This is a genomic window from Mesorhizobium sp. CNPSo 4671 (genome assembly GCF_057784245.1).
Map to the genome: position 1 here is coordinate 19469 of NZ_JBWLUW010000016.1, position 25760 is coordinate 45228.

General features: G+C 62.5%; 26 protein-coding genes and 1 tRNA gene. 16 read left to right on the forward strand and 11 right to left on the reverse strand.

Annotation, left to right across the window (positions count from 1 at the left end; genetic code table 11):
* Window positions 1–355: 355 nt before the first annotated feature.
* From AC04SF_RS31590 to phaC, 4 genes are all read right to left on the reverse strand, one after another.
* Entirely contained in the window at window positions 356–1117 is a 762-nt protein-coding gene (locus tag AC04SF_RS31590; RefSeq protein WP_488480978.1) for a hypothetical protein, read from the reverse strand.
* Between the two features lie 78 nt (window positions 1118–1195).
* Window positions 1196–1270 (reverse strand) — tRNA-Glu (locus tag AC04SF_RS31595).
* 318 nt (window positions 1271–1588) lie between these two features.
* Window positions 1589–2848, reverse strand: a complete 1260-nt coding sequence (locus AC04SF_RS31600; RefSeq protein ID WP_488480979.1) for a YcbK family protein — start codon at window positions 2846–2848, stop codon at window positions 1589–1591.
* A 214-nt stretch (window positions 2849–3062) separates the two neighbouring features.
* Window positions 3063–4898, reverse strand: a complete 1836-nt coding sequence (gene phaC / locus AC04SF_RS31605) for a class I poly(R)-hydroxyalkanoic acid synthase (protein ID WP_488480980.1) — start codon at window positions 4896–4898, stop codon at window positions 3063–3065.
* A 98-nt stretch (window positions 4899–4996) separates the two neighbouring features.
* On the opposite strand from phaC, the gene AC04SF_RS31610 reads away from it, so the two are divergent.
* The 8 genes from AC04SF_RS31610 to recJ all read left to right on the forward strand — a co-directional run bounded on the left by AC04SF_RS31610 (window position 4997) and on the right by recJ (window position 12178).
* On the forward strand, window positions 4997–5389 hold the full coding sequence (locus tag AC04SF_RS31610; protein ID WP_488480981.1) for a hypothetical protein: 393 nt from the start codon (window positions 4997–4999) through the stop codon (window positions 5387–5389).
* Between the two features lie 45 nt (window positions 5390–5434).
* Complete coding sequence (locus tag AC04SF_RS31615; RefSeq protein ID WP_095199962.1) at window positions 5435–6652, forward strand: LL-diaminopimelate aminotransferase; 1218 nt, start codon at window positions 5435–5437, stop codon at window positions 6650–6652.
* Window positions 6653–6690: 38 nt separating this feature from the next.
* On the forward strand, window positions 6691–8004 hold the full coding sequence (locus AC04SF_RS31620; RefSeq protein WP_096446632.1) for a homoserine dehydrogenase: 1314 nt from the start codon (window positions 6691–6693) through the stop codon (window positions 8002–8004).
* 124 nt (window positions 8005–8128) lie between these two features.
* The gene (locus tag AC04SF_RS31625) at window positions 8129–8488 is read left to right on the forward strand and encodes a hypothetical protein (protein ID WP_488480982.1); all 360 of its coding nucleotides are present in this window, start codon (window positions 8129–8131) and stop codon (window positions 8486–8488) included.
* A 64-nt stretch (window positions 8489–8552) separates the two neighbouring features.
* Window positions 8553–8720, forward strand: a complete 168-nt coding sequence (locus tag AC04SF_RS31630; RefSeq protein WP_488480983.1) for a Thivi_2564 family membrane protein — start codon at window positions 8553–8555, stop codon at window positions 8718–8720.
* A gap of 204 nt (window positions 8721–8924) precedes the next feature.
* A complete protein-coding gene (gene glpX / locus AC04SF_RS31635) occupies window positions 8925–9908 on the forward strand; it encodes a class II fructose-bisphosphatase (RefSeq protein WP_096446628.1) in 984 nt (327 codons plus the stop codon).
* A 73-nt stretch (window positions 9909–9981) separates the two neighbouring features.
* The gene (locus AC04SF_RS31640; RefSeq protein ID WP_488480984.1) at window positions 9982–10215 is read left to right on the forward strand and encodes a DUF6434 domain-containing protein; all 234 of its coding nucleotides are present in this window, start codon (window positions 9982–9984) and stop codon (window positions 10213–10215) included.
* A 181-nt stretch (window positions 10216–10396) separates the two neighbouring features.
* Window positions 10397–12178 (forward strand): single-stranded-DNA-specific exonuclease RecJ, encoded by a 1782-nt coding sequence (gene recJ / locus AC04SF_RS31645; protein WP_488480985.1) that lies wholly within the window; start codon window positions 10397–10399, stop codon window positions 12176–12178.
* Window positions 12179–12185: 7 nt separating this feature from the next.
* On the opposite strand, the gene AC04SF_RS31650 is transcribed toward recJ, so the two are convergent.
* The 3 genes from AC04SF_RS31650 to folE form a co-directional block, all read right to left on the reverse strand.
* Window positions 12186–13157: a patatin family protein gene (locus AC04SF_RS31650; protein ID WP_488480986.1), complete on the reverse strand. Its 972-nt coding sequence runs from the start codon at window positions 13155–13157 to the stop codon at window positions 12186–12188.
* 84 nt (window positions 13158–13241) lie between these two features.
* Window positions 13242–13703: a phosphoribosyl-AMP cyclohydrolase gene (hisI, locus tag AC04SF_RS31655; protein WP_488480987.1), complete on the reverse strand. Its 462-nt coding sequence runs from the start codon at window positions 13701–13703 to the stop codon at window positions 13242–13244.
* Window positions 13704–13745: 42 nt separating this feature from the next.
* On the reverse strand, window positions 13746–14378 hold the full coding sequence (gene folE / locus AC04SF_RS31660; RefSeq protein WP_140701570.1) for a GTP cyclohydrolase I FolE: 633 nt from the start codon (window positions 14376–14378) through the stop codon (window positions 13746–13748).
* A gap of 239 nt (window positions 14379–14617) precedes the next feature.
* Here folE and AC04SF_RS31665 point away from each other — a divergent pair, with 239 nt between their 5' ends.
* Entirely contained in the window at window positions 14618–15064 is a 447-nt protein-coding gene (locus AC04SF_RS31665; RefSeq protein ID WP_488480988.1) for an iron-sulfur cluster assembly scaffold protein, read from the forward strand.
* On the opposite strand, the gene AC04SF_RS31670 is transcribed toward AC04SF_RS31665, so the two are convergent.
* Window positions 15061–15978: a LysR substrate-binding domain-containing protein gene (locus AC04SF_RS31670; protein ID WP_488480989.1), complete on the reverse strand. Its 918-nt coding sequence runs from the start codon at window positions 15976–15978 to the stop codon at window positions 15061–15063. The two genes, AC04SF_RS31665 and AC04SF_RS31670, sit on opposite strands and share 4 nt — an antisense overlap.
* 336 nt (window positions 15979–16314) lie before the next feature.
* On the opposite strand from AC04SF_RS31670, the gene yidD reads away from it, so the two are divergent.
* Window positions 16315–16689, forward strand: a complete 375-nt coding sequence (yidD, locus tag AC04SF_RS31675; protein ID WP_488480990.1) for a membrane protein insertion efficiency factor YidD — start codon at window positions 16315–16317, stop codon at window positions 16687–16689.
* A 147-nt stretch (window positions 16690–16836) separates the two neighbouring features.
* Window positions 16837–17664, forward strand: a complete 828-nt coding sequence (gene blaOXA, locus AC04SF_RS31680) for a class D beta-lactamase (RefSeq protein ID WP_488480991.1) — start codon at window positions 16837–16839, stop codon at window positions 17662–17664.
* A 55-nt stretch (window positions 17665–17719) separates the two neighbouring features.
* Here the strand turns inward: blaOXA and AC04SF_RS31685 are convergent, their stop codons facing one another.
* Window positions 17720–18556 carry an SAM-dependent methyltransferase gene (locus AC04SF_RS31685; RefSeq protein WP_488481045.1) on the reverse strand — a complete coding sequence of 279 codons (837 nt, stop codon included), beginning with the start codon at window positions 18554–18556 and terminating at the stop codon, window positions 17720–17722.
* A gap of 200 nt (window positions 18557–18756) precedes the next feature.
* Here AC04SF_RS31685 and thrS point away from each other — a divergent pair, with 200 nt between their 5' ends.
* Entirely contained in the window at window positions 18757–20733 is a 1977-nt protein-coding gene (thrS, locus tag AC04SF_RS31690) for a threonine--tRNA ligase (protein ID WP_488480992.1), read from the forward strand.
* 83 nt (window positions 20734–20816) lie between these two features.
* Complete coding sequence (locus AC04SF_RS31695) at window positions 20817–21755, forward strand: lysophospholipid acyltransferase family protein (protein ID WP_488480993.1); 939 nt, start codon at window positions 20817–20819, stop codon at window positions 21753–21755.
* Window positions 21756–21758: 3 nt separating this feature from the next.
* Here AC04SF_RS31695 and AC04SF_RS31700 read toward each other — a convergent pair whose 3' ends face one another.
* A complete protein-coding gene (locus tag AC04SF_RS31700) occupies window positions 21759–22721 on the reverse strand; it encodes a hypothetical protein (RefSeq protein ID WP_488480994.1) in 963 nt (320 codons plus the stop codon).
* 154 nt (window positions 22722–22875) lie between these two features.
* Here AC04SF_RS31700 and AC04SF_RS31705 point away from each other — a divergent pair, with 154 nt between their 5' ends.
* A complete protein-coding gene (locus AC04SF_RS31705) occupies window positions 22876–23460 on the forward strand; it encodes a nitroreductase family protein (RefSeq protein ID WP_488480995.1) in 585 nt (194 codons plus the stop codon).
* Window positions 23461–24069 (forward strand): flavin reductase family protein, encoded by a 609-nt coding sequence (locus AC04SF_RS31710; protein WP_202350150.1) that lies wholly within the window; start codon window positions 23461–23463, stop codon window positions 24067–24069. It begins immediately after the preceding gene.
* Between the two features lie 18 nt (window positions 24070–24087).
* Here the strand turns inward: AC04SF_RS31710 and AC04SF_RS31715 are convergent, their stop codons facing one another.
* Window positions 24088–24798, reverse strand: a complete 711-nt coding sequence (locus AC04SF_RS31715; RefSeq protein WP_488480996.1) for a TetR/AcrR family transcriptional regulator — start codon at window positions 24796–24798, stop codon at window positions 24088–24090.
* Window positions 24799–24943: 145 nt separating this feature from the next.
* On the opposite strand from AC04SF_RS31715, the gene AC04SF_RS31720 reads away from it, so the two are divergent.
* A complete protein-coding gene (locus AC04SF_RS31720) occupies window positions 24944–25618 on the forward strand; it encodes a methyltransferase family protein (RefSeq protein ID WP_488480997.1) in 675 nt (224 codons plus the stop codon).
* The last annotated feature ends 142 nt before the right edge of the window (window positions 25619–25760 follow it).

Below are 25760 nucleotides of genomic sequence, written 5' to 3' on the forward strand. Positions count from 1 at the left end.
AAACGCTTTTGGGACCGCCGTTCTTCCCGGGCATCGAGAATGTTGTCGCCGGCCGCGAGGTGGCGGGCCTTTTTGACAGGCGCTATTGGAACTAAGAGAGCGGCGAGCCGGTTTCAGTGATGGGAGGAAATCGACGTGCCAACCAAAATCAAAGAGCCGCCACCACCGAAGCCCGACCCGAAGAAGGCACCTGTCCGTCCCGACAAGGAGGCATCGCCAGAGCCTCAACATGTCGATCCGCCACCGCGAGACGTGCGAGAGGCGCCGTCACCAAATCCAAACGGGGATAAGAAATCCTGATCGGCCGGCATGCTCGATGGCCCGCTGCCTCATGGTGGCGGGCTTTTTGTGGCCCCTACACTTCCGAAATATGTTCGAGCACCATGCGCCCCTTTGGCGTTCCGTGTGCATAGCCTGGAAGGTTCTTGGACGGGTCTGTAGACCATTCGTAGACAGACGGCACCGACACGGCGCGTTCTTCAATAAGACCAAGGTTGATCATATCAGCTAGCAATATCTCATTTGTCTGGATGTCGCTCGCATCAAAGAAGCTGTCCGTTCCGTCGATCGGGAGGACGCTCGTTGGCGACGTCATTCCATCAGGCGAGGGCCGCGCATGGACGCCAATCATTCGTACCCGATCCCAAGGAACGTAGCTTTCTGCCAAGGTTTCTTGCCTCCCAATCTCCTTCAACATTGAAATGTGGCCTTCCGTCAGACGATCCAGCATTCCGAACACTAGCGCTGTCAGGTTGACATTTTTGGGCGAATGAAAAACGCCATTCACCGTTGCGTTGCGTAGGGCTTCGAGTTTTTCCTGGCCAAACGAGCGAGAAGCGATGTTCATCGCATGAGACAAAAGGGCAGGGGCAGGCTCTCGTTTCAAAGCCTGCTCGATCTGATCCTGTTCAAGAATCCTATCAATCTTTTCCGCGAGTCCGATAATGAACTGGTCGCGCGCTGCCTGACCTGGATCTGGGAACACGCCGCTTACACCCCAGGCGATCGCCGGACCGAGAGTGGGAATTGAGTTCATCAGCATCATCGCGACGTTGTAGATTGGCTGATGGACACTGGTCAGGCGTTTGGAATAGTCACTCTTTTCATCTTCCGCCATTTCGCTAGCGTTCGGGGGCGTATATTCGATGCATATTCAACGCATCGGGCAATGAATCAGCTAAGTGATTGAAGTTTCTGGTACGCCCAAGGGGAATCGAACCCCTGTTACCGCCGTGAAAGGGCGGTGTCCTAACCGCTAGACGATGGGCGCGCTCAGACGAAGCGGCTTATACTGACGTTGTGCGCAACCGGCAACCCGTCAGTTGCTGCCTTGGACAACTTTTTTGCGGGCCTGCCTGGCGATCTCGCCAGGGTTGGGCATAACGGCCGCGCGGGCTTGGCGATTAGCAGAAACGCCCATCACTTCGTCATTCTAGGGCCTGCCGCGTCGCTTCGTTCGTTGCTCCGCCCGTGGATGACGAAAGTGGGGGACGCTTCGGCCAATCGCGAATGTTCAGAATGGTCCACCGAAACGATATTGGTGGAACGATCTGGCTGCCAACAGGCTCTGGCCTGTCAAATCGTGCCTTTAGCCGTCATCGCCACCGCCGCTGCGCCGGCGGCAGCGCCAGTTCCAGTCGCGCTCGGGGCCGACGTCGACGTGGACCGATTCGGTGTGGCAATAGGTGCCGACGCCCCCGCGGCCAGGCATGGTCCTGATGTAGTTCGCCAGCTCCCATTTGGAGACGCCGGGCACCTGGATGTCGGCGGCGGCGCAATACATGTGCAGCGAATTCTTGGCGCCGTTGGCGCGGCGGTTCCGGGCCGGGTCGCGGTAGCCAGAGGTCACCACCATCTTGCGGCCGTAATGGCCTTCGATCGTCTTCAGCACGCGCACCAGCGACGGCTTCAGGCAGGCGACGTCGACGCTTTCGTTCTGCCTCAGCAGCCCGTTGGGCGCGAGGCGTGCCATGCCGGCGGCGGACGCGACCTGATAGGAGCCGCCAATTGGGCCCTCGTCCTCATTGAGGTCGACGTCGCTTTCGTCGTCGAGGCCGGATTTGCGCTTGATCTCGAATAGCGCCGTCTGGCGCACGCCGGGCAAGGCATCGCTACCCGTGATGTGACCGCTGTCGTCACCGGTCGAAGCCAACTGTATCGGTTTTGCCGTGGCGTCGGCCGAGGCCAGCGTGATGATCGGCTTTGCCGGTGCCGCCGGCGCGGGCTTGGCCTGCACCGCCGGCTGTTCGCCGGTGCGCGTGTTGATCAGCGGAGCGGGTGTGGCCGAAGCGGGCGTGGCGCCAAACATCGAGGCCAGGAAGCCTTTTTTCTTCGGCGCCTCGGCTTGCGGCGCCTCACCCGCCGTCACATAGACCGGATTGTTCATCACAGGTGCCGCGGCCGGCTTTGGCGTTGTCACCGCGGCGTCGGCAGCGGCGATCTTCTGGGCGACCGCGTCGGTCTGCTGCGCCGTCTGTGCCGGTTGCTGCAAGGCCTGCGGCGTTTGTCCCACGATCGTTTCAGCGCCGGCCGGCGTCGTCAGCGGAAAGGCGGCTTGTGGCTTGGCCACCGGCACATAGGCGACCTTTTCGGGCAGCGCCGTATCGCCTTCGCTCATCACGGTCGTCTGCGTTGTCGTCGTCTGCAATGTCGAATCGGCGGTGGCGATGGCCTTGCCGGTGGCGGCCGCGTTGATGTCCGAGGCGGAGGCGTTGTAGCCGGGCATGCCCACCGACATTGTCGGGTCGCCGGCCGATGTGCAGGAGGCCAGGAGCACGGAGCAGAGCGCTGCCACGATGGCGCGGCGTTCTCCCTTTGCGAGGCTCCATCCTGCTGATTTCAAAGTCAAATTCCCCCTCGATGTCCGGTCGGTATGTCCTTGACGCAGAACCAAGATGTGCGCCGAGGTGACCGTTGTCTCCGATCCGGAAACGAGACCTGTGTCAAATCCGCAAGCCTGGAAGTATTTTTGCAGTGATTGCCGAATTACGGCTGCTTGATGGTTGACGACACCATTTCGCCCGCTTTTGACAAGCCGTCAACTCACCAGACATTACAGTCCGTTACACACGCACCTTCACATAGCTACCGGGAGCATCGCCCAAGGTTTTCATATGCTTGCCGGGTTTGCGGGCAGGCACGCGGGTGTTGTCCTTGGCCTCGATCCAGCTTTGCCAGTGCGGCCACCAGGATCCCGGATGGTCCGTTGCCTTGGCCACCCAGTCGCCGAAATCGCCAATCGGCGCACCGCCGGTCCAGTACTGGTATTTGTTGGATGCGGGCGGATTGACGACGCCAGCGATATGGCCGGATCCCGCCATCACATAGTCGACCTTGCCGCCGAAATATTTCGAACCGAGGAAGACGGACAGCGCCGGCGCGATGTGATCTTCCTTGGAGGCGAGGTTGTAGACCGGGATGGTGATGTCGGCCAGCGAGATGGTGTGGCCGGCGAGTTCCATCGTGCCCTGCGAAAGCGTGTTATCGAGATAGCAGTTGCGCAGGTAGAAGGAGTGGTTGGCCGCCGCCATGCGGGTCGAATCGGCATTCCAGTAGAGCAGGTCGAAGGGCAGGGGATCCTTGCCGCGCATGTAATTGTTGACGACATAGGGCCAGATCAGGTCGCCGGAGCGCAGCATGTTGAAGGCGGTCGCCATTTTGGTGCCGTCGAGATAGCCCTTCTCGTTCATCGACTTTTCCACCGCCGCGACCTGGTCCTCATCGACGAAGACTTTCAGGTCGCCGGCATAGGTGAAGTCGACCTGCGTGGTGAAGAAGGTCGCCGACTTGATGCGGTCGTCGCCCTCCTGCGCCATCAGCGCCAGTGCTGCCGCCAAAAGCGTGCCGCCGACGCAATAACCGATCGCGTTGACGTCACGTTCACCGGTGGCCCTCTCGATCGTGTCGAGGCCGTATTGCAGGCCCTCGCGGATATAGGCCTCCCAACCCTTGGCGCCGTGGCGTTCATCCGGATTGATCCAGGAAATGACGAAGACGGTGTGGCCTTGTTCGATAGCCCAGCGGATGAAGGATTTCTGCGGGTTGAGATCGAGTATGTAGAACTTGTTGATCCAGGGCGGGCAGATCAGCAGCGGGCGTTTCAGCACCGTTTCGGTGGCCGGATCATACTGGATGATCTCGGCGACATCGCTGCGGCCGACAACCTTGCCGGGCGTGGTAGCGATGTTCCTGCCGATCTCGAAGGGCGAATAGTCGGCCTGGCGCAGCTTCAGGTCACCCTTGCCGGCGGCGATGTCCTCGGCCAGCATCTTCATGCCGCGCACCAGGTTCTCGCCGTTGGAGGCGACGGTTTCCCGAAACAGTTCCGGGTTGGTCAGGATGAAATTCGACGGCGAGATGGCGTTGGACACCTGCTTGACGTAGAAGCTCGCCTTGTGGCGGGTGTGCTCGTCCAGACCTTCGGCGTGATCGACCAGTTCGGACGCCCAGCGCGAGGTGACGAGATAGGCCTGCTTGAGGAAATCGAAGAAGGCGTTGCGGCCCCATTCCGGGTCCTGGAAGCGCTTGTCGCCGCGCTCCGGCTTTACCGCGTCGTCGGGGGCCTCGGTGTTGGGGCTGACGCGCTGGATGGCATTCGCCCACACGGTCATATAGCCGGCGAACAGCCGCGTCTGCGCTTCGAGCGCGCGCTGCGGGTCGGCCAGCCAGTATTCGCTGAGTTTCGAGAAGGTCTTGACCATGTCGACGACCGGCTCGGCGACGTGGTCGCGCACTTCGCCGCGTTCGCGCGGTTCGGCCCAGGCGGACGCCGCCTTGCCGGCCTGCTCGATCATACGCGCCATATTCAACGCAAAGCGCTCCGGATCCTTCACCAGATATTGCTCGACGGTCGAAGGCTCGTCATGTTCCGCTTTGCCCGAATCGGGTGTTTTGGACATGGTTCGCGGGGTTCCTCCCGAGGCGTTTTCTTGACATATTAACATGGGACATCCGACAGGGTCCAATCTCGCTCTACCTCGGATGCCAAGGAAACAATATGACGATTAATATTGGCGAGACTGTTTTTTTTGGCGCCGCACGCTTTTGTCGCGTCGGCGTGGCGATCGCCCTGTTGGGGATCGCCGGGTGTTCGAGCACGAATACCAGTGGACCGGTGCCCATGGCAGAGAATGCAGGCCCGAAGGATACCGGCACCTTCCCGAACCTCAACATCCCGCCACAAGTGGCGAACAAACAGTTCACCGCGGATGAGAGCAAAGCCAAGCTCGCCGAACTCAAGGCCGCCAAGAACGGGCAGGGCGCCAAAAGCGCCGGTGGCGCTGCCGGCAATCAGGCAGCACTGACGGATCTGGCCAAGAAGCATGGCCCGCAGACGCTGGAGCAGATCGAAGGCAAATGCGATCCCACCCTCGACCCTACCTGCAAATGAGTATATAGCCCGCGCCCAATACCCCTTTTGCTGTCTGGAACTGCCATGGAAGAGTTTCACAAGGTCCGCCGCCTTCCGCCTTACGTGTTCGAGCAGGTCAACCGGCTGAAGGCCAGTGCCCGTTCGCGCGGCGCCGACATCATCGACCTCGGCATGGGCAATCCGGACCTGCCGACGCCCAAGGCCATCGTCGACAAATTGTGCGAAGTGGTGCGCGATCCACGCACGCATCGCTATTCCTCCTCGCGCGGCATTCCGGGCCTGCGCCGCGCCCAGGCCGCCTATTACCAGCGCCGCTTCGGCGTGAAGCTCAACCCCGACACGCAAGTGGTGGCCACGCTCGGCTCGAAGGAAGGGTTCGCCAATATGGCGCAGGCGATCACCGCGCCGGGCGACGTCATCCTGTGCCCCAATCCGACCTATCCGATCCACGCCTTCGGTTTCATCATGTCGGGCGGCGTCATTCGTTCGCTGCAGGTCGAGCCTGATGACGGTTTCATCCCAGCGCTTGAGCGCGGCGTTCGTCACTCTATCCCGAAACCGCTGGCGCTGATCCTCAACTATCCGTCGAACCCGACGGCACTGGTCGCTTCGCTCGATTTCTACAAGGACGTTGTGGCGTTCGCGAAGAAGAACGACATTATCATCCTGTCTGACCTGGCCTATTCGGAGATCTATTTCGACGGCAATCCGCCGCCTTCGGTGCTGCAGGTGCCGGGTGCCATCGATGTCTGCGTCGAGTTCACCTCGATGTCGAAGACCTTCTCCATGCCCGGCTGGCGCATGGGCTTCGCCGTCGGCAATGAGCGGCTGATCTCGGCGCTCACCCGGGTGAAATCCTACCTCGACTACGGCGCCTTCACGCCGATCCAGGTGGCGGCGGCGCATGCGCTGAATGGCGACGGCGCCGATATCGCCGAGGTGCGTGACATCTATCACAAGCGCCGCGACGTGATGGTCGATTCCTTCGGACGCGCTGGATGGACCATCCCGGCACCCGCCGCCTCGATGTTCGCCTGGGCGCCGATCCCTGAACCGTTCAAGCATCTCGGCTCGCTCGAATTCTCCAAGCTGCTCATCGAGCACGCCGACGTGGCGGTGGCGCCCGGTGTCGGCTTCGGCGAACATGGCGACGATTTCGTGCGCGTGGCGCTGGTGGAGAACGAGCACCGGATCCGCCAGGCGGCGCGCAACATCAAGCGCTTCCTGTCGAGCAGCGCCAAGCAGCCCAACAATGTGGTGCCGCTGTCCGCCCACCGGTAAGCAAAAATTCGATCTGATTTTGAGGGACGTCGCCTTCCATGGCTGAAGCTCTGCGTGTTGGAATTGCCGGACTTGGCACGGTCGGTGCATCGGTGGCGCGCGTGCTGCGCGACAAGGCGGCGGAGCTGACCCGGCAATGCGGGCGCGACATTGTCGTGTCAGCGGTTTCGGCGCGCGACCCGAAGCGCGACCGTGGCGTCGATGTCAGTTCGGCGAAATGGTTCGACGATCCGGTCAAGATGGCGCAGAGCGCCGAGATCGACGTGTTCATCGAACTGATCGGCGGCGACGAGGGGCCGGCACGCCTGTCGGTGAAAGCGGCGCTCGAAGCAGGCCGCCATGTCGTCACCGCCAACAAGGCGCTGCTCGCCAAGCATGGCGTGGCGCTGGCCGAGATCGCCGAGAAGAAGGGCGTGCTGCTCAACTACGAGGCGGCGGTGGCGGGCGGCATTCCCGTCATCAAGACGATGCGCGAGGCGATGGCCGGCAATTCTGTCACCCGCGTCTTCGGCATCCTCAACGGCACCTGCAACTACATCCTGACCCGCATGGAGGCCGAGGGCATCTCCTTCGACGCCTGCCTGAAGGATGCGCAGCGGCTGGGCTACGCCGAGGCCGATCCGACCTTCGACATCGAAGGCCACGACACAGCGCACAAGCTGTCGATCCTGACCAGCCTTGCCTTCGGTACCAAGATCGCCGCCAACGACATCTACATGGAAGGCATTTCCAACATCACCCAGGCCGACATCCGTGCGGCGGGCGATCTCGGCTATCGGATCAAGCTGCTCGGCGTCGCCCAGCGCACCGAAAGTGGCATCGAGCAGCGCGTGCATCCGACCATGGTGCCGACCGCCTCCGTCATCGCGCAGGTGCATGGCGTCACCAATGCGGTGGCGATCGAGACAGACATCCTTGGCGAACTGCTGCTCTCCGGCCCCGGCGCCGGCGGCAACGCCACCGCCTCGGCCGTCATCGGCGACGTCGCCGACATCGCCAAGAGTCGGCCCGGCTTCCAGCATGGTCCGGTCTTCGGCCGGCCGGCGAAGGAGCTCAGGCCCTACAAGAAGGCGCAGATGCGCAGCCATGCCGGCGGCTACTTTATCCGGCTGACCGTGCATGATCGCATCGGCGTCTTCGCCGCGATCGCCAAGCGCATGGCCGACAATGATATTTCGCTGGAATCGATCGTCCAGCACGCGGTCAATGGCGAGGCCGAGGCGCAGAAGACGGTGATCCTGGTCACGCACGAGACCACTGAGGCCGCCGTGCGCAAGGCCGTGGACGGCATCACCAAGGACGGTCACCTGACCGACAAGCCGCAGGTCATCCGCATCGAGCGGGCAGGGTAGTTTTCGCCAAGGGGGAAGAATTTCTCCGCGCCTGCTGTCGGCTCGATGGCGGTCAGCCACGAATAGGCCGGAACGAATTTGTTGCGGCGCCGTTCTCTTGGTCAGCAACCAAGGGAGCCACTTCATGGCCGATACCAACAAATCCGACACGCCAGGCATCGACGACATCCAGAAAACCCTGGAAAAGCAGATCGCCGAGCTGCGCAAGGAGATCACCAAGATCAACAAAAGCATTTCGGCGCGGGGCGCGGAAATGCTCGATGACGCCAGCGAGCAGGCTTCGGAATTTTACGACACGGCGGCGGCGCGTGCATCGCGCACGGCACAGCAGCTGCGCAGCCAGGCCCAGGCGGTTTCGGACGTGGCACGCGATAACCCGGGCACGACGACCGCCGTGGTCGGGGTGATCGGCCTGCTCGGCTTTCTGGCCGGGATTGCCGTTGGCCAGTCGTTGAACAACGACACGTCGCGCCGCTGGTATTGAGCGCGCCGGTCTTGAGCCGGCGTTGCCGGCTCCCGTTTCAGGAAATCATTTGAAGGAGGGCTTCATGGCTTCATCCGTGTTGATCGGCATTCTGATCACATTCCTTGTCATCATTCTTGTTCTCTATCTGGTGCAGCGCCTGCCGCTCGACGCCAGGATGCGGCAGATCGTGCAGGTCATCGTCATCATCATCGGCATCGTTTCGCTGCTCAGATATCTCGCGGTTTTCTAGATCGCGACGGCAGTCCTCAGTGCTTGTTCAAGGCGGCCCGGTCGTTTCCGACCGGGCCGCAATCTTGTTGGGAATGTGGTTCAATCGATTGATATTGCTTACCTTTCGATAAAACGTGCGGCAGGTCTTGCCGTTGTCATGCTCGTTTGACAAAACAGGCGCGCCTCCGGCGGGAGGCGGTATGCGAACGAGGATTTCCCGAACATGAATGTGGCCCAGAACATCGTCGCCGGCCTTGACCGGATACTCACCATGGAACTGGTGCGCGTCACCGAACGGGCCGCGGTGGCGGCCGCCAGGCTGCGCGGGCGCGGTGACGAGAAGGCGGCCGACCAGGTGGCGGTCGATGCCATGCGCCAGGAGCTCAACCGCCTTGCCATCAAGGGCACGGTGGTGATCGGCGAGGGCGAGCGCGACGAGGCGCCGATGCTCTATATCGGCGAGGAGGTCGGCACCGGCAAAGGTCCGGCGGTCGACATCGCGCTCGATCCGCTCGAAGGCACGACGATCTGCGCCAAGAACCTGCCCAACGCGCTTGCCGTCATCGCGATCGCCGAGAAGGGCAGCCTGCTGTTCGCGCCCGACGTCTATATGGACAAGATCGCCATTGGTCCGGGCTATGCCGAGGGCGTCATCGACATCGACGCCTCCCCGGCCGAAAACATTGCGAGCCTGGCGCGGGCCAAGGGTGTCGCGGTGTCCGACATCACCACCTGCATCCTTGACCGGCCGCGCCACGCCAAGCTCATCGATGCCGTGCGCGCCACGGGAGCGGCGATCCGGCTGATCGGTGATGGCGACGTCGCCGGCGTCATCCACACAACGGACCCGGAGGAAACCGGCATCGATATCTATCTCGGCACCGGCGGCGCGCCGGAAGGCGTGCTGGCCGCGGCCGCATTGCGCTGCACCGGCGGCCAGATGCAGGGCCGGCTGATCCTTGATACGCCTGAAAAGGTCGCACGCGCGGCGAAGATGGGGATCTCCGACCCGAAGCGGATCTACCATGCGGAAGACATGGCGCGCGGCGACGTGCTGTTTGCCGCCACCGGCGTCACCGACGGCAACATGCTGGCCGGTGTCAAATTCGGCCGTACCTACATCACCACGCACACGATCGTGCTGCGCTCCTCGTCGCGGACCGTGCGCGAGATCAAGGCCCGGCACCAGGATTTGGATAAGTTCTAGACTTGCTTGCGAAGCCGCACCGCAGTTGCTAGCCCTTGGCTGCACCTGAACCCTGGCCGCGCAAGGATTGACGATGAATGCGTTCGACTGGCACGCCGATCCGATTTCGCGTGCCACGCCCATCACGAAATCCTACCGCAACACCCAGAATGTGCGCCGCTTTCCCATCCGCGAATGCGGCGATACGTTCAGGTTCGACCGGCCTTTCATGGCCTGGCTCAAGGACGGTCGGAAAAAGACGATGGGTGACGCCGCCGACGAATGGATCCGCGCCAGGCTGAGAAGCGGAAAGCGTAGTTTTTCTTGAATTTTCCTGCGACGCCACCCGCCGCGAACCGATTGCCTTTGCCCGCCTTTGGCCCTGAAGCGCGTCGCGTTCAGGCGACGCGCTTCAGGCTGTTGTTTGTACATGCCGTTATCTCAAAACCGTTGCACACTTTTTGGGCGATATGCACTATCCTGCGGCCAACCATGAATTGGCAAAGCGCATGATGGGGGACAGGCGCATCTTCCTCGATGTCAGGCAGTCGGCGACCGGGCTCTCCTGGGAGCACCGGCTGACCGAGCGGCAGGATATGGTCGCGCTTGCCATCGCGCAGGGCCATGGCGTGCCCGACATCGTCGCGCGCGTGCTTGCCGGACGCGGCGTAACCGCCGATGAGACCGAGCGCTTCCTCGACCCGACGATCCGCGACCTGTTGCCCAATCCGGCCTCGCTGACCGACATGGACAAGGCCGCCACCCGTATCGCCGCGGCAGTGATGGCGAGGGAAAAGGTGGCGATCTTCGGCGACTACGATGTCGACGGCGCAGCCTCGTCCGCCTTGCTGAAGCGGTTTTTGGCGCATTTCTCGATACCGTCGGAAATCTATATTCCGGACCGTATCTTCGAGGGTTACGGCCCCAATCCCGATGCCATGCGCGAACTTGTCTCGCGCGGCGCGACGCTTATCGTCACCGTCGATTGCGGCACCAACAGCGCGGTGTCCGTCGATGCGGCCAATGAAGCCGGCGCCGACGTCGTGGTGCTCGACCATCATCAGGTCGGCGGTGCGTTGCCGGCGGCAATTGCCGTCGTCAATCCAAATCGTGACGACGATCTTTCCGGGCAGGGCCGTCTCTGTGCCGCCGGTGTCGTCTTCCTCACCTTGGTGCAGACCGCTAAAATCCTGCGAGGCCTGAGCGATGTCGCGCCGCCCGACCTGCTGTCGCTGCTCGATCTCGTGGCGCTCGCCACCGTTTGCGATGTGGTACCGCTCACCGGCGTCAACCGTGCCTTCGTCGTCAAAGGGCTGCAAATGGCCCGCCAGCAGAAGAACGAGGGGCTGGCCGCCCTGGCGCGGGTGTCGCGCATTGGCGAGCCGATTAGCACGTTCCATCTCGCCTATCTGATCGGCCCGCGCATCAATGCCGGCGGCCGCATTGGCGATGCGGCACTAGGAAGCCGGCTGCTTGCGACGGACGACCCGGTCGAGGCGCGGACCATCGCCGAGACGCTCGACCGGCTGAACCAGGAGCGGCAGCTGATGGAGCAGGAGATGCTGGCCGCGGCGCGCGCCGAGGCCGATGCCGAGCTTGCCGGCGGCAGCGGCCCGGCGATCGTCGTCACCGCCAGCAACAATTGGCATCCCGGCATTGTCGGCCTGCTCGCTTCGAGGCTGAAGGATCACGCGCGGCGGCCGGCTTTCGCCATTGCCTTCAACGCTGTGGGCATCGGTACCGGTTCGGGCCGTTCGGTGTCGGGCTTCGACCTTGGGCGACTGGTGCGCGAAGCCGCCGATGCCGGGCTGATCGTCAAGGGCGGCGGCCATGGCATGGCGGCCGGCATCACCGTGGAGCGCGCCAGGCTCGGCGAACTCAGGGCGTTTTTCGAGGAACGGGCGGCCGCCGACGTGTTTCGGCTGCAGGACGAGGAAAGCCTGGCGATCGACGGCGCGCTTGCCGCCGAAGGCGCGACGCTCAGTCTGCTCGACGCGCTGGAAAGGGCGGGTCCCTTCGGCGCCGGCCATGTCGCGCCGGTCTTCGTGCTGCCGCGCCATCGGCTGGCCGACGCCAGGCCGGTCGGCACCAATCATATACGCTGCGAATTGCAGTCGGACAGCGGCGGCCGTATTCAGGCGATCGCCTTTCGTGCCGTCGATACCGTGCTTGGTGAATTCCTATTCAAGAACCGGGGCAAGAGCGTGCATGTCGCCGGCTCGCTGTCGGGCAATTACTGGAACGGCAACCGCACGGTGCAATTCCGCATTGTCGATGCGGCGCGGGCATGAGGTTTGATCAGGCGAGAACGCTCTGCAGCCGGGTCAGTTCGCCGATCTGCGCCATCGTCGCCTGGTAGCCGAGCTGGATCGCCTCGTCGGCGCGATGGAACTCGGTGAGGCCGATATGGCTGAGCTTCGGCTGCAGCGACATGTCGGGCGGATCGCCGGCCAGCCTGGCGCGCGAGATGCGGTCCTGGATGATGTTGAAGGCTTCGACCATGACGCCGGTTATGCCAAGGCGCGTCTGATGCGACTGGTGGTTTGGGTCGACGTGGCCAGCGCGCGGCGCGTCCTTTTCGACCACCAGTTCGCCGGCGCTGTGCTTGATCACGGCGGCGCGGCCGAACAGGTCGTAGTGAAGGTTCACCGCCACGACGAGCGGCTGCTCGTAGGCGCGGCAGACTGAAACCGGAACTGGATTGACCAGCGCGCCGTCGACCAGCACGCGGCCGTTGCAGTTCACCGGTTCGAACACACCGGGCAAAGCGTAGGATGCGCGCATGGCCGTGATCAGTGAGCCGCTCGACAGCCAGATCTCGTGGCCAGTGCGGATTTCGGAGGTGACTGCGACGAACGGCTTGGCCAAATCCTCAAAACGAATACCGGCCATGTGCTCGCGCAGTCGTGCGTCGAGCTTCATGCCACCGAACAAGCCGCTGCCACGCAGATTGAGGTCGAGCAGACCGAAGATGCGTCGCTTGGTCAGGCTGCGGGCGAATTCTTCCAGCTCATCCAGCTTGCCGGCGAGATAACAGCCGCCGACCAGCGCGCCGATCGAGGTGCCGGCGATCATCGAAACTTCGATGCCAGCTTCATCGAGCGCGCGCAGCACGCCGATATGGGCCCAGCCCCTGGCGCAACCACCGCCCAGAGCGAGCGAAATGCCTGTTTTTTTGGGAGATTTCGTTTCGGACGCGCCGCCATGAGAGGTCAGGCCGTTGGCCTCCCTGACATCTGGTCTGTTTCGCAATGACGCCCACTCGAGCATCATGATCTCCCTTGTCCCAAGGCTAATATACGGACGGGCCGTATCGAAATGATGAATCTGTGTGGTTGGTGTGCAGCAGAAGGTTCAAGCTGATGGCTTCCGATACGTGTTTTCCGCATCGAACAGCGGCTTGCTGCCGTCGTCAAGAAGCGTCCCCTTGCCGTCGACCAGCCCCACCGTCCGATAAAAGCATGAACGCCGGCCGGTGTGACAGGTTGCGTCGTGGCCCAACACTTTCACGCGCAGCCACAACGCATCCTGATCACAGTCGGTGCGCATCTCGACCACATGCTGGAAATTGCCCGAGGTTTCGCCCTTCTTCCAAAGCGCGTTGCGCGAGCGCGACCAGTAATGGGCGATGCCCGTCTCCAGGGTCAGCGCCAATGCCTGCGCATTCATATGCGCGACCATCAACAGCATGCCGTCTTCGGCATCGGTGACGACGACGGTGACGAGGCCGGAGGCGTCGAAGCGCGGTGACAACACCGCACCTTCTTCCAGGGCCTTCTTGTCTGATGGAGCTTTCGGAAATTCCAGTGCCGACATCGCCGGTCTATTTTCCTGTTGACCGTGATGCCGGTGAGGGGCTTACGCCCCGCCACGCACCATGGTGACAAAACGAACCTGCTCTTCGGGCGTATCCTTGAAGACGCCGGTGAAGGTGGAGGTGAGCGTGGTGGAACCCTGCTTGCGGATACCGCGCATGGCCATGCACATATGCTCGGCCTCGATCATGACGGCGACGCCGCGGGGGTTGAGCACGTCCTGGATGACACCGGCGATCTGCGCGGTCAGCGCCTCCTGCGTCTGCAGGCGATGGGCGAAGATATCGACGACGCGCGCGATCTTCGACAGGCCGACCACCTTGCCATCCGGCAGATAACCGACATGCGCCTTGCCGATGATCGGCACCATGTGGTGCTCGCAATGCGAATGAAACTGGATATCCTTGACGATGACCAGATCGTCGTAGCCGGCGACCTCCTCGAAGGTGCGGCCGAGTTCCTCGGCCGGGCACATGTCGTAGCCTCCGAACATCTCGCGATAGGCCTTGGCCACGCGCTTGGGCGTGTCGATCAGCCCCTCGCGGTCCGGATTGTCGCCGGTCCAGCGCAGCAAGGTGCGTACGGCCGCCTCGACCTCGGCTTCGCTCGGCCGGTCGGTGACCGGCTTTTCCATATAGGCGGACTGGGGCATAAGTTTCTTGATGACGGCATCCATAAAGGCGTCTCCCGTAGTTCCTCTCCAAGGAGGAACGAGTTGAACGGACCACGACCTTTCGGTGTCGGAAACTCGCCCCGTTTCCAGCCCCGTAAGCGGCGTGAACTTCCCGGCCAGAACAGCGGCGCTCATCGCCTTGTCGTTACCGGACTGCCAGCATTATATAAGGTCCTAGCGAGCGAAAGGAAGACGCAGCAGCGGCAATCGCTGTTCGCTTGGCGGCGACGGATTGGAAAATAATGATCAACGATGTCTATAACGCGAAAATTCTCGGTTTTGCCGGAAACATCGCCCGCATCGGCCGGCTCGATCATCCTGATGCGACAGCCAGGGCGCATTCCAAGCTGTGCGGTTCGACTGTTACCGTCGATCTCAAGATGGAGGACGGCGTGGTCACCGACTTCGCCCATGACGTGAAGGCATGCGCGCTCGGCCAGGCGTCGTCTTCGATCATGGCGCAGCATGTCGTCGGTGCGAGTGCCGAGGAATTGCGCGCGGTGCGCGACACCATGCTGAAGATGCTGAAGGAGAACGGCGCACCGCCGGAAGGCCGCTTCGCCGACCTCAAATATTTGGAGCCGGTGCGCGACTACAAGGCGCGTCATAACTCGACCATGCTGACCTTCGACGCGGTGGTCGACGCCATCGGCCAGATCGAGAAGAAGCGCGCCGAAGAGGCAGCTTAGGCGTGCTCCTCCAGCGCGTGTCTGCTTTCAGCAAACTCACCTCGTAACCAGTCGGCGAACGCGGCGGCCGGTTCCGAGAGATCACGCAAATCCCTCGCGACCAGCCAGTAGGCGCCGGATGCAACGTCGATGTCGAAGGGCTTGATCAGCGCGCCGGCTGCGACTTCTCCGCCGATCTGCAAGAGATCGCCCAGCGCCACGCCATGTCCAAGCAGGGCGGCCTGTTTCGACAGCGAGGCGTCCGCGAGCATCGGGCCGCGGGCGGGCACGGCATCCGCCGGCACGCCGGCCGCCTCAAACCAGCGAGCCCATCCCTGGCGATTTTCCTCGTGCAAAAGAGTGTAGCGGGCAAGGTCGATCGGCTTCTCAAGGGGAGGGCCCGAGGCGAGCAGTGCCGGCGACAGAACCGGTGAATCGACGGTCGAGGCAAGCCGCTCGGCCTGGCTGCGGGGCCAGGAGATGGCATGGGCGCTGAAGCGTAGGGCAAGCTCAGGCTGATCGCTGCGGAATTCGATCAGCCTGGGGTCGACTTCGAGCGAGACGTCGATGTCGGGCCGCAATTGGCGAAACCGGTTGAGCCGGGGCACCAGCCAGACGGAGGCAAGCGACGGCTCGACGCTGACACGAACCACGGATTGCGCCGGGGCAGCGACCAATTCCGAAAGCAGTCTGTCGATGTCATCGAAACTCCTGACCAATTGGGCGAGCAACCGGCGGCCCGCATCCGTAAGTTCGACGCGGCGGTGATGACGTTCGAACAGGGGCTGGCGCAGGAAGGTTTCGAGCTCGCGGATCTGCCGGCTGATCGCCGCCTGCGAGACGAAAAGCTCCTCGGCGGCCCGGCTGAAGCTCAGATGTCGGCCCGCCGCCTCGAAACTCCTCAATGCCGTCAGCGGCAGGCGCCCGCGCTTCATTCGCATAATCCAGGGTTATCCGAAGTCGAAATTATACTCGTTTGAAGGCCAAGGCCAGCGGCAGTCTAATCGCGTCAAAGGAGACGCGACCATGATCCAGTTCCTGAACATTTTCGGCGATGTCATGCGGATCGCAACCTTCCAATGGCGTGACGAAAGGCACCATGCAAAGCGCATCGAGGAGCCGGCCGGCCCCGTCCGCTGGGCGCCCCCTGTCGACAGGCAGCCGTTTCGCCGTTCCCGCCCATGGCAACACGGCGGATAAGGGCGGAGGGATTGCGTTCTCCCGACGAAGCTCACATCTATCGCGGGACAGAACGCGATACGGAGACTGCGGTGCACGACCCGCATGGGCATGCCCACACTGCCAGACCACCGGGGCGCGGCCGCAATTGGCCCGGCCCGTGGCGCAAGACGCCAGGCCGTCTGCTCGGCACGTTGTTCGTGCGTCTCTACCAGCTGACGCTGTCCGGTTTTGTCGGCAATTCCTGCCGGCATCTGCCAACCTGTTCCGAATACGCGCATGAGGCGATTGCCCGCCATGGCCTGTGGGCCGGCGGCTGGATGGGGTTTTTCCGCGTGCTGCGCTGTGGACCGTTCGGCACGCATGGCATCGATTTGGTGCCGGAAGTGTTGGCGGATCGTTATGTCTGGTTCATGCCGTGGCGGTACTGGCGGATCGGCCGCAAGCGCGCCGAAACGAAGACCTGATTGCGCTGGTCACGCCCCGGATGGCAGTGCGTGTTTACGGTCCGGTAGGGTTAACGCAAGCCTGCACAAAGACTGCGCATTTGAGACAAAATCGGGACAAGAGACCTCGCTAAGCCCGCTCGCGAACACCTTCTGGAGCGAGCACCAATGCGTAACATCGACCGTCTTCCCTTTATCCTGGCTGGAGTCCTTTTCCTGCTCGCCTGGTTGCTGGGGTTTCCGATGCGCGCGCAATCGGCGCCGCTTAGGGATGTGCAGTGCACGCTGATCGCCGATGCGGCGAGCGGCAAGACGCTCTACCAGGACGGCACCTGCGACCAGCGCTTCAGCCCGGCTTCGACGTTCAAGGTGCCGCTTTCGCTGATCGGCTATGACGCCGGGATCCTGAGCGACGAGCATACGCCGAGCTGGGATTACAAGCCCGAATTCAATGCGGTGAAGCGGGATCAGAAGACCGTCGATCCGGTGATCTGGGAGCGTGATTCGATTATCTGGTATTCCCGGGAGATTACGCGCCGGCTCGGCGCCGAGAACTTTGCCGGCTATGTTTCAAAATTTGACTACGGCAACAACGACGTTTCCGGCAATCCCGGCAAGAATGATGGGCTAACCCATTCCTGGGTGAGTTCCTCGCTCAAGATCACGCCGGTCGAGCAGGTCGATTTCCTGCGCAAGCTGCTGGCGCGCAAGCTGCCGGTCTCGGCCAAGGCCTACGACATGACGTCAGCCATCATCCCGACATTCCAGGCCGGTGGCTGGACGGTGCAAGGCAAGACCGGCAGCACAAAGCTGGCCAACGATGCCGACAAGGTCAGGGACAGGCGTTCGCTCGGCTGGTTCGTCGGTTGGGCGAAAAAGGACGGCCAGCAGATAGTCTTTGCCCGCCTGGTTGTCGATGCCACCCGCACCGATATGCCAAAAGGCCTCAAGACGCGGGCGGCGTTCCTCAAGGACCTGCCGCTTCTGGTGAAATAGTCTGATCTCTACGCAATTCCGAACGGAAAACCGCTGCACACTTTCCTGGAATTGCTCAAGCGCTTCGGCGCGCGCGGATGATATGGCCACCGGAATTGCTCGTCATTCCCTTCGGGGCGTCGGAAAAACGGGCGGCGATATCGCCGCTCTCAATATCTTCAATCTCGTCGAAGCCGAGCTCCCCCATGGATTTCGCCAGCTCGGTCGGGACGAAGAAGCTGATCCATGGCTCCCCGACAGAAGCGACGCGCGCCGCGTGGAAGGCCAGCGCGGCCTGTCCCGCCGCATCGCGGTTCTCGGCCGGTTCGCTGTAGTCGAACACGACTTCCGAGCCGGGGACGCCGGCAATCCAGGACAGTGTGCTGAAGATCGCCTTCTTCGTCAGATAGGGCACGACCCCCAGCCAGATGAAGAAGCTCGGCGCGGTCGACTGTAAGCCGGCCGCGGCCAGTTGCGCGGACAGGCTCTGCTGCTCGAAATCGACCGGCACGAATGTGGTGGCGGCCGGCTCGGCGAGACCGCTATCGGCAATGCATTTGCGTTTCCAGGCTTGCGTGGCCGGGTGATCGACTTCGAACACGCTGAGGTCCGGATACGGATTGCGCAGCGAAAACGTGTCGAGGCCAGCGCCAAGCACGACGAGTTGGCGGACACCGCGACGCACCGCCGCCGCCAGCCAGTCCTCGGCGAAGCGGGCGCGCGCTGCCACGAAAAGGCGCATGCGACGGCGGCGCTCGTCTTCCTGTTCAAGCTCCTGCGCCGCGGGAGCGGCCTCACCCAGAATCGCGATCGCGTAGGGATCGCGAAACATCCCTGCCTGCGGCGAAAATTGATGCAGAGCCCTCATACGGGCGACGCCGAGGGCGGTTCGGCTGGGTGTTGCGTTTTCCATATCGACAATCCCAGACGATTGCGGGGATGTTAGCAAGCCTGGGCGGCGGGCCTGCGACATCTCTGCCGACATTTCCTGACGGCCAAGCCGATCAGCACTCTTTACCTGACGCGTCACTGCCTCTAAAACCCGCCCGCTGCCGGACGCATCCGGCCCCACGACCACCCGCGCTCGTTTGCGGGACTGGATAGGAGAACCTTATGCTGAATTCCGTTTCCCTGACATTTCCCGATGGCTCCGTCCGCGACTACGACGCGGCGATGACCGGTGCCGGCCTTGCCGAATCGATCTCGAAGTCGCTGGCCAAGAAGGCCATAGCCTACGCCATTGACGGCACCGTGCGCGATCTGTCCGACCCGCTAGGCAAGTCCGGCAAGGTCGAGATCATCACCCGCGACGATGCGCGCGCGCTGGAACTTATCCGTCACGACACCGCGCATGTGCTGGCGGAAGCAGTGCAGGAATTGTGGCCGGGAACACAGGTGACCATCGGGCCGGTGATCGAGAACGGATTCTACTACGACTTCGCCCGCAACGAGCCGTTCACGCCGGACGACTTTCCGGTGATCGAAAAGAAGATGCGCGAGATCATCGCGCGCAACAAGCCGTTCACCAAGGAGGTCTGGTCCCGCGACAAGGCCAAGAAGGTCTTCGCCGACAAGGGCGAGCGCTACAAGCTCGAGCTGATCGACGCCATCCCCGAGGATCAGGATCTCAAGATCTACGCCCAGGGCGAATGGTTCGATCTCTGCCGTGGCCCGCACATGGCCTCGACCGGCCAGATCGGCAACGCCTTCAAGCTGATGAAGGTGGCCGGCGCCTATTGGCGCGGCGATTCGAACAACCCGATGCTGACGCGCATCTACGGCACCGCCTGGGCCGACCAGGCGCAGCTCGATGCCTACCAGACGATGCTGGAAGAGGCCGAGAAGCGTGACCACCGCAAGCTTGGCCGCGAGATGGATCTCTTCCATTTCCAGGAAGAGGGACCGGGCGTCGTCTTCTGGCACGCCAAGGGCTGGAAGATGTTCCAGAACCTGGTCAACTACATGCGCCGCCGCCTCGACGAGCAGGGCTACCAGGAGGTCAATGCGCCGCAGGTGCTCGACAAGAGCCTGTGGGAGACGTCAGGCCATTGGGGCTGGTATCGCGACGCCATGTTCAAGGTGACGGTCGCCGGCGACGACACCGACGACGACCGGGTCTTCGCGCTTAAGCCGATGAACTGCCCGGGCCATGTGCAGATTTTCAAGCATGGGTTGAAGTCCTATCGCGATCTGCCCGTAAAACTTGCGGAATTCGGCAACGTGCATCGCTACGAACCGTCGGGCGCGCTGCACGGTCTGATGCGCGTGCGCGGCTTCACGCAGGATGATGCGCACATCTTCTGCACCGAGGAGCAATTGGCGTCGGAATGCCTGCGCATCAATGATCTGATCCTGTCGACCTATGCCGATTTCGGCTTCGACGAAATCAGCGTCAAGCTGTCGACGCGGCCCGACAAGCGTGTCGGCACCGACGAGGCCTGGGATCATGCAGAGGCGATCATGGGCAACGTTCTGGAGACGATCCGGACGCGGTCGGGCAACCGGATCAAGACCTCGATCAATCCGGGCGAGGGCGCCTTTTATGGGCCGAAGTTCGAATATGTGCTCAAGGACGCCATCGGGCGCGAATGGCAGTGCGGCACGACGCAGGTCGACTTCAACCTGCCGGAACGCTTCGGTGCCTTCTACATCGGCTCGGATTCGGAGAAGAAGCAGCCTGTCATGGTGCATCGCGCCATCTGCGGTTCGATGGAGCGTTTCCTCGGCATCCTGATCGAGAACTATTCCGGCCATTTTCCGCTGTGGTTCGCGCCGCTGCAGGTGGTGGTGGCAACGATCACCTCGGAGGCGGACGGCTATGCGACCGAAGTGGTGGCAAAGCTGAAGGCCGCCGGGCTGTTGGCGGAAGCCGATCTGCGCAACGAGAAGATCAACTACAAGGTCCGCGAACACTCGCTGGCCAAGGTGCCGGTCATCCTCGTCTGCGGCAAACGCGAGGCGGAGGAGCAGACGGTCAATATCCGCCGGCTCGGCTCGCGCGACCAGGAATCGCTTGGCCTTGCCGAAGCGATTGCGCAACTGACCGAAGAGGCCGTGACGCCGGACCGCAGGCGCAAACGCGCTGCCTGATCCGCATAGTTCCCAGGAATGGCGGTGGAGCAATCCACCGCCATTTTCATATCCCTGTCACGCCGATCTTGTAACGAGCCCCTATGCTCAAGCTGAAATTGCGCGAAAAACCGTTTCCCGAGCTTTCCTATGCCAATCCGCGACAGCCGGCGCTGACGCGCTGGGTCATCCATTCAATTGAAGGCCTGTCGGGGCGCGACCGTTATGCCGCGCTCTATGATTTTTGGCGCCGCCAGGTGGTGCCATCAGGCGAGCGCGTGTTCAGCCGCATGCTCGATCTGATCGATGTGCGGATACGCACCGTCGACCAATGGCCGCCCGCGCCATTGCCGGACACACCGCTGGTGATCGTTGCCAACCATCCGTTCGGCATCGGCGACGGCATTGCCGTGCTCTCATTGGTGGAGCAGCTGGGGCGGCCCTTCCGGGTGATGATCCACAAGGATCTGCTCAAGATCCGCGAGATGGAGCCCTATTCGCTGCCGATCGACTTTTCCGAGACCAAGGAAGCGCTGAAGAACAACATGGCCGTGCGCCATGAGGCGGTGCGGCTGCTCAGGGAAGGCGTCACCATCGTGGTGTTTCCCGCCGGTGGCGTCGCCACCGCGCCGAAAGGCTTTGGCCGGGCGCGCGACCTGCCGTGGAAGATGTTTCCGGCACGCCTGGTCCAGGATGCCAAGGCGTCCGTCATTCCGATGCATTTTTCCGGACAAAACGGCAGGCTGTTCCATCTGGTCAGCGGGCCGATGAACATGGCCGAGCGCGACGGACGCGTGGCCAAATTCGTCGGCAAGGCGTCGCTGACACTGCGCCTTTCGATGCTCATCCACGAATTCGCGCGGCTGTCCGGCAAGGCGATCGACGTGCGCGTCGGCGATGTTCTGAGCTGGAGCGAACTCGAGCCGCTGCGGGACCGCAAAATATTGCTCGACCGGCTTTACCGAGGCGTATTCGACCTCGCGCCGCAGCTGCCGCGCCGCCGGATTCCCTTCCTGCCGGCACGAACCATGCTGGCCGCCTGAAGGCTAATCTGCGCCTTCTTCTGGATCCATCGCCGCGGCTTCGGTGGCGAGAACCTCGATCTCCTGGTTCTGTCCTGCCACCACCGTGAAATCCTTCTGGTAGATGCGGTCGCGGTTCTTGGCAATGATGGTGTAGTCGCCTTCGGCGAGCACCATCGAGGCGAAGGCGCCGACAGTCTCCTTGATCGGATCGCCGGATTCGTTGAGCAGCGACCACGACGTGTCGGCGATCGCCTCGCCGCCAGTCTCGCGCACCAGTTTCATGGTGATCTCGGCGGCGTGATGCTCGACGGTGGCTTCGGTCAGCTTGCCGGCCTCGACGCGAATGTCGGAGCGGATGACAGCGTTGACCGCGCCATAGGTCGAGACGACATGGTAGATGCCGGCATTGAGCCGCACGACGCTGTTTGGCTCGACATCGGGAATGATCAAAGCGCGGTCGCCATTGGCCTCGGCGGTGCCCTCATAGATCGAGAAGCGCAGTTTTTTCGGCGGAATGCGCACGCCGCCGGACAGAACCGCGTCGAGCTTCAGGCCGCCGGCATCGAGCACCAGGCTTTCCCGCTTGGCTTCCTTTCCAACGGTGATGCGCTTGGTGGCACCGGCGCGGCCATAGGAGGCATGAACCAGATAGCTGCCGGGTTCGAGCTGGAAGACGGCGCTGCCGCCATGGGCGGAGGCGACCATCGGCAATTTGCCGTTGACGGCTTCAGGCTTGAAGACACGCCAGACGAGACCACGGGTGATGTCCGTGCCCTTGTCGGTCAGCTGGGCCGACAAGGTGATGGAGCCAGCGCCACCAAGCGCCAGCGGGGTTTCGCTCTTCGGCGTCGCATAGCTCGAAATTCCAGGAAGTTTCAGGTCGCTGACGCCATCCTTTTGCTGTGCCACAGCCATGGAGACCGGCAGCAGGAACAGCGCGGCGCAGAGCCAGACCAGGAAAAGACGCAGTCGCCCCTCAAACATGCCTTGCGTTGAAGCCCATGGCGGTGGCAATTTCAAGGCTTAAGAGTCCAATCCCTGACTCTTCCGCCCGGCGCTAGCGCGCCTTTGCCCGAGCCGCCCGAATTCCCGATGGTGCGCTTCAGCTCAAAACAGAGTGTTTAGGAGACTTGCGCCCATGGCGTCGCCGATCATCGACTTCCTGCTAACCCGAAATTCAGCGCCGATTCCGGAGCTCAAGGAGCCGGCGCCGAGCGATGCCGATATCGCAACGATGATTGCCGCCGCCACACGCGTGCCCGATCACGGCCGGCTCGAACCCTGGCGCTTCATCGTCTATCGCGGCGATGCCCGCATCGAGATCGGCAGGAAGCTGGCGGCGCTTGCCGAACAGCGGGAAGGGCCGCTGCCCGAGGGTCGCCGCAACCAGGAACTGGCGCGCTTTTCGCGCGCGCCGCTGGTGATCGGTGTGGTGTCGGTGCCGAAGGAGAATCCCAAGATCCCGCAATGGGAAATGTTCCTGTCCGGCGGCATGGCCGCGATGAACCTGATGATCTCGGCCAATGCGTTGGGCTATGGCACCAACATGATCAGCAACTGGTATTCCGACGTGCCGGAGGGCAGGGCGATCCTCGGACTAGCGCCGCAGGAGCGCGTCGTCGGTTTCATCCATATCGGCACTTATTCCGGGCCGGCGCCGGAGCGGCCACGGCCCGACCCGGCAAAGCTCTATGCCGATTATTCAGGACCCTGGGCGGGCTGAATGTTCTACGAACCGTCCAAAGGGCACGGGCTGCCGCATGATCCGTCCAAGGCGATCGTAGCGCCGCGCCCGATCGGCTGGATATCGACGCTGAACGGAGCGGGCGAGATCAATCTGGCGCCATACTCCTTCTTCAATGCCGTTTCGACGCGGCCCTTCATCGTCTGGTTCTCCTCGGAGGGCGAGAAGGACAGCGCGTCCTTCGCCCAGGAGACCGGCGAGTTCGTTGCCAATCTGGTCAGCCGCGATCTGGCGGAGAAGATGAATTACACGTCCGTCAACGCGCCGCGTGGCGTCAACGAGTTCGTCTATGCCGATCTCGCCATGGCGCCGTCGCGTCTCGTCAAGCCGCCGCGCGTGGCGGCAGCCCCTGCCGCGCTGGAATGCCGGGTGACGGAGGTCTTTCGACCAAAGGCGCTAGACGGAACACCGACGAGCGCCGTTGTCGTTGCCGGCGAAGTGGTCGGCGTGCACATTGACGATGCTTTCCTGACGGACGGCCTGTTCGACATCACCAAGGCCGGCAATGTGGCTCGTCTCGGCTATATGGATTATGCCAGCGTCAGCGAGGTGTTTTCGATGCGGCGGCCACGCTGGGGCAAGGAATAGGCTCGCAGACTTGGCGCGTCACCCCTCCTTGTCGGCTTTGCGTCGCGCCGTCATGACGGCTCTGATATAGCCGGGTTCGCCGATCCGAATGCTGCCGTCGGGAAGGCCGAGTATGCGGTCGAGAGCGATCTCGTAGAGCCTGACGCGTTTTTCCAGGATTTCGATCGCCATCTCCATATCGGCGTCGCTGCCGCCGGCGATCGCCTTGGCGACGACGTCATGCGTGGCCAAGCCGAACTGCATGACGATGTCGGCGACGCCCTCGGGATCGAAGGTCCTGAAGCTGCCGTCTTCGACACCTTGCCGGATAATCCTGACCAGCAGGGGTAAAAACGACGCGCTGGCCGCCAGGTTGATGCGGTGGAACAGCACCAGATTCTCCTGCCGAAACATCGTTTCGAAAAGAGCCCAGGCTTCGGCCGCGGTCTCGATCTTGGCCTGCCGTGACTGGCTGAGCAGGCCGTTCAGGCGGCCGAGCGGGTCGAGGCCGGGATCGTCGACTATGCCCTGAACCCCAGCCAGCGCCTGTCGGGCGAAGCGGTCGGCCAATGCCTCCAGAAGAGCCTCCTTGGAGGCGAAGTAGTGATAGAAGGCGCCCTTCGAGATGCCGGCGGAGGCAATCACGTCGTTGAGGCTCGCTTTGTCGTAGCCCTGCGTCAGGAACAGCGCCTGGGCATGGTCCAGGATGTCTTCTCGTCTGATCTCTGGATGCTTGATGACACGGGGCATGACGAAACCTTCTGCACGCGATGGCTGTTCCCGTCCAGCACGGATATCGGATAGTTCGCTTGAACTGTAGACCACTGGTCGGTATGATAGACCATTGGTCTGTTTCGGCCAATATGGGCGAGGGGCATACCGTGGAAGGTCGATCATGATTGCGAGATTGGTGCTTCAGACATTCATCTGGTTCGGCGTCATGGGCGCCTTGCTCTTCCTGTCGGCCGGTACGCTTGCCTGGCCGGGTGCCTGGAGCTACCTGGTGGTGATGGTAGGGCTCAGTCTCACAATGGGCGTGGCACTGGCGCGGCGCGATCCCGGTTTGATGAAGGAGCGGCTGAGTCCTCCGATCCAGAAGAATCAGGCAGCGGCCGACAAGGTCCTGCTCTCCATACTTCTCATCGGAATCTTTGGTTGGCAGATCTTCATGGGATTCGACTTCCGTTTCGGCTGGTCGGCGATTCCCGTTTGGGTGCAGGTGGTCGGCGCGCTGGTCCTGCTGGTCGGCATCTGGATCTGCTACCTGACCATGCTGGAGAACAGTTTCGCGGCACCCGTGGTGAAGATCCAGGACGAACGCGGACAGCGCGTGATCAGCACGGGTCCCTACAGCTACGTCCGCCACCCGATGTATGCCGGCGCCATCCTGTTCTTCGCCGGCACGGCACTCCTGCTTGGCTCCTGGTGGGGCCTGGTATCGGTGCTTGCGTTCATCATTCTCCTGGCCATCCGCACGTTCATCGAGGAAAAGACCCTTCGCTCCGGCCTGCGCGGCTATGACGACTACGCAACCCGGGTCCGCTACCGCCTGATCCCGATGGTCTGGTAGCAGCCGTACCACCAGGCGCGTGCGGCAGGTTTGCCACCACGGAAGGAGTCCTTAGCCATGACCACGCGAAAAGCGATTCCCCTTCCTCCAAACACAGGCTAAGAGAGCGGCTTCGGCGATGCGTTGGGTTGGCGCATCGGCC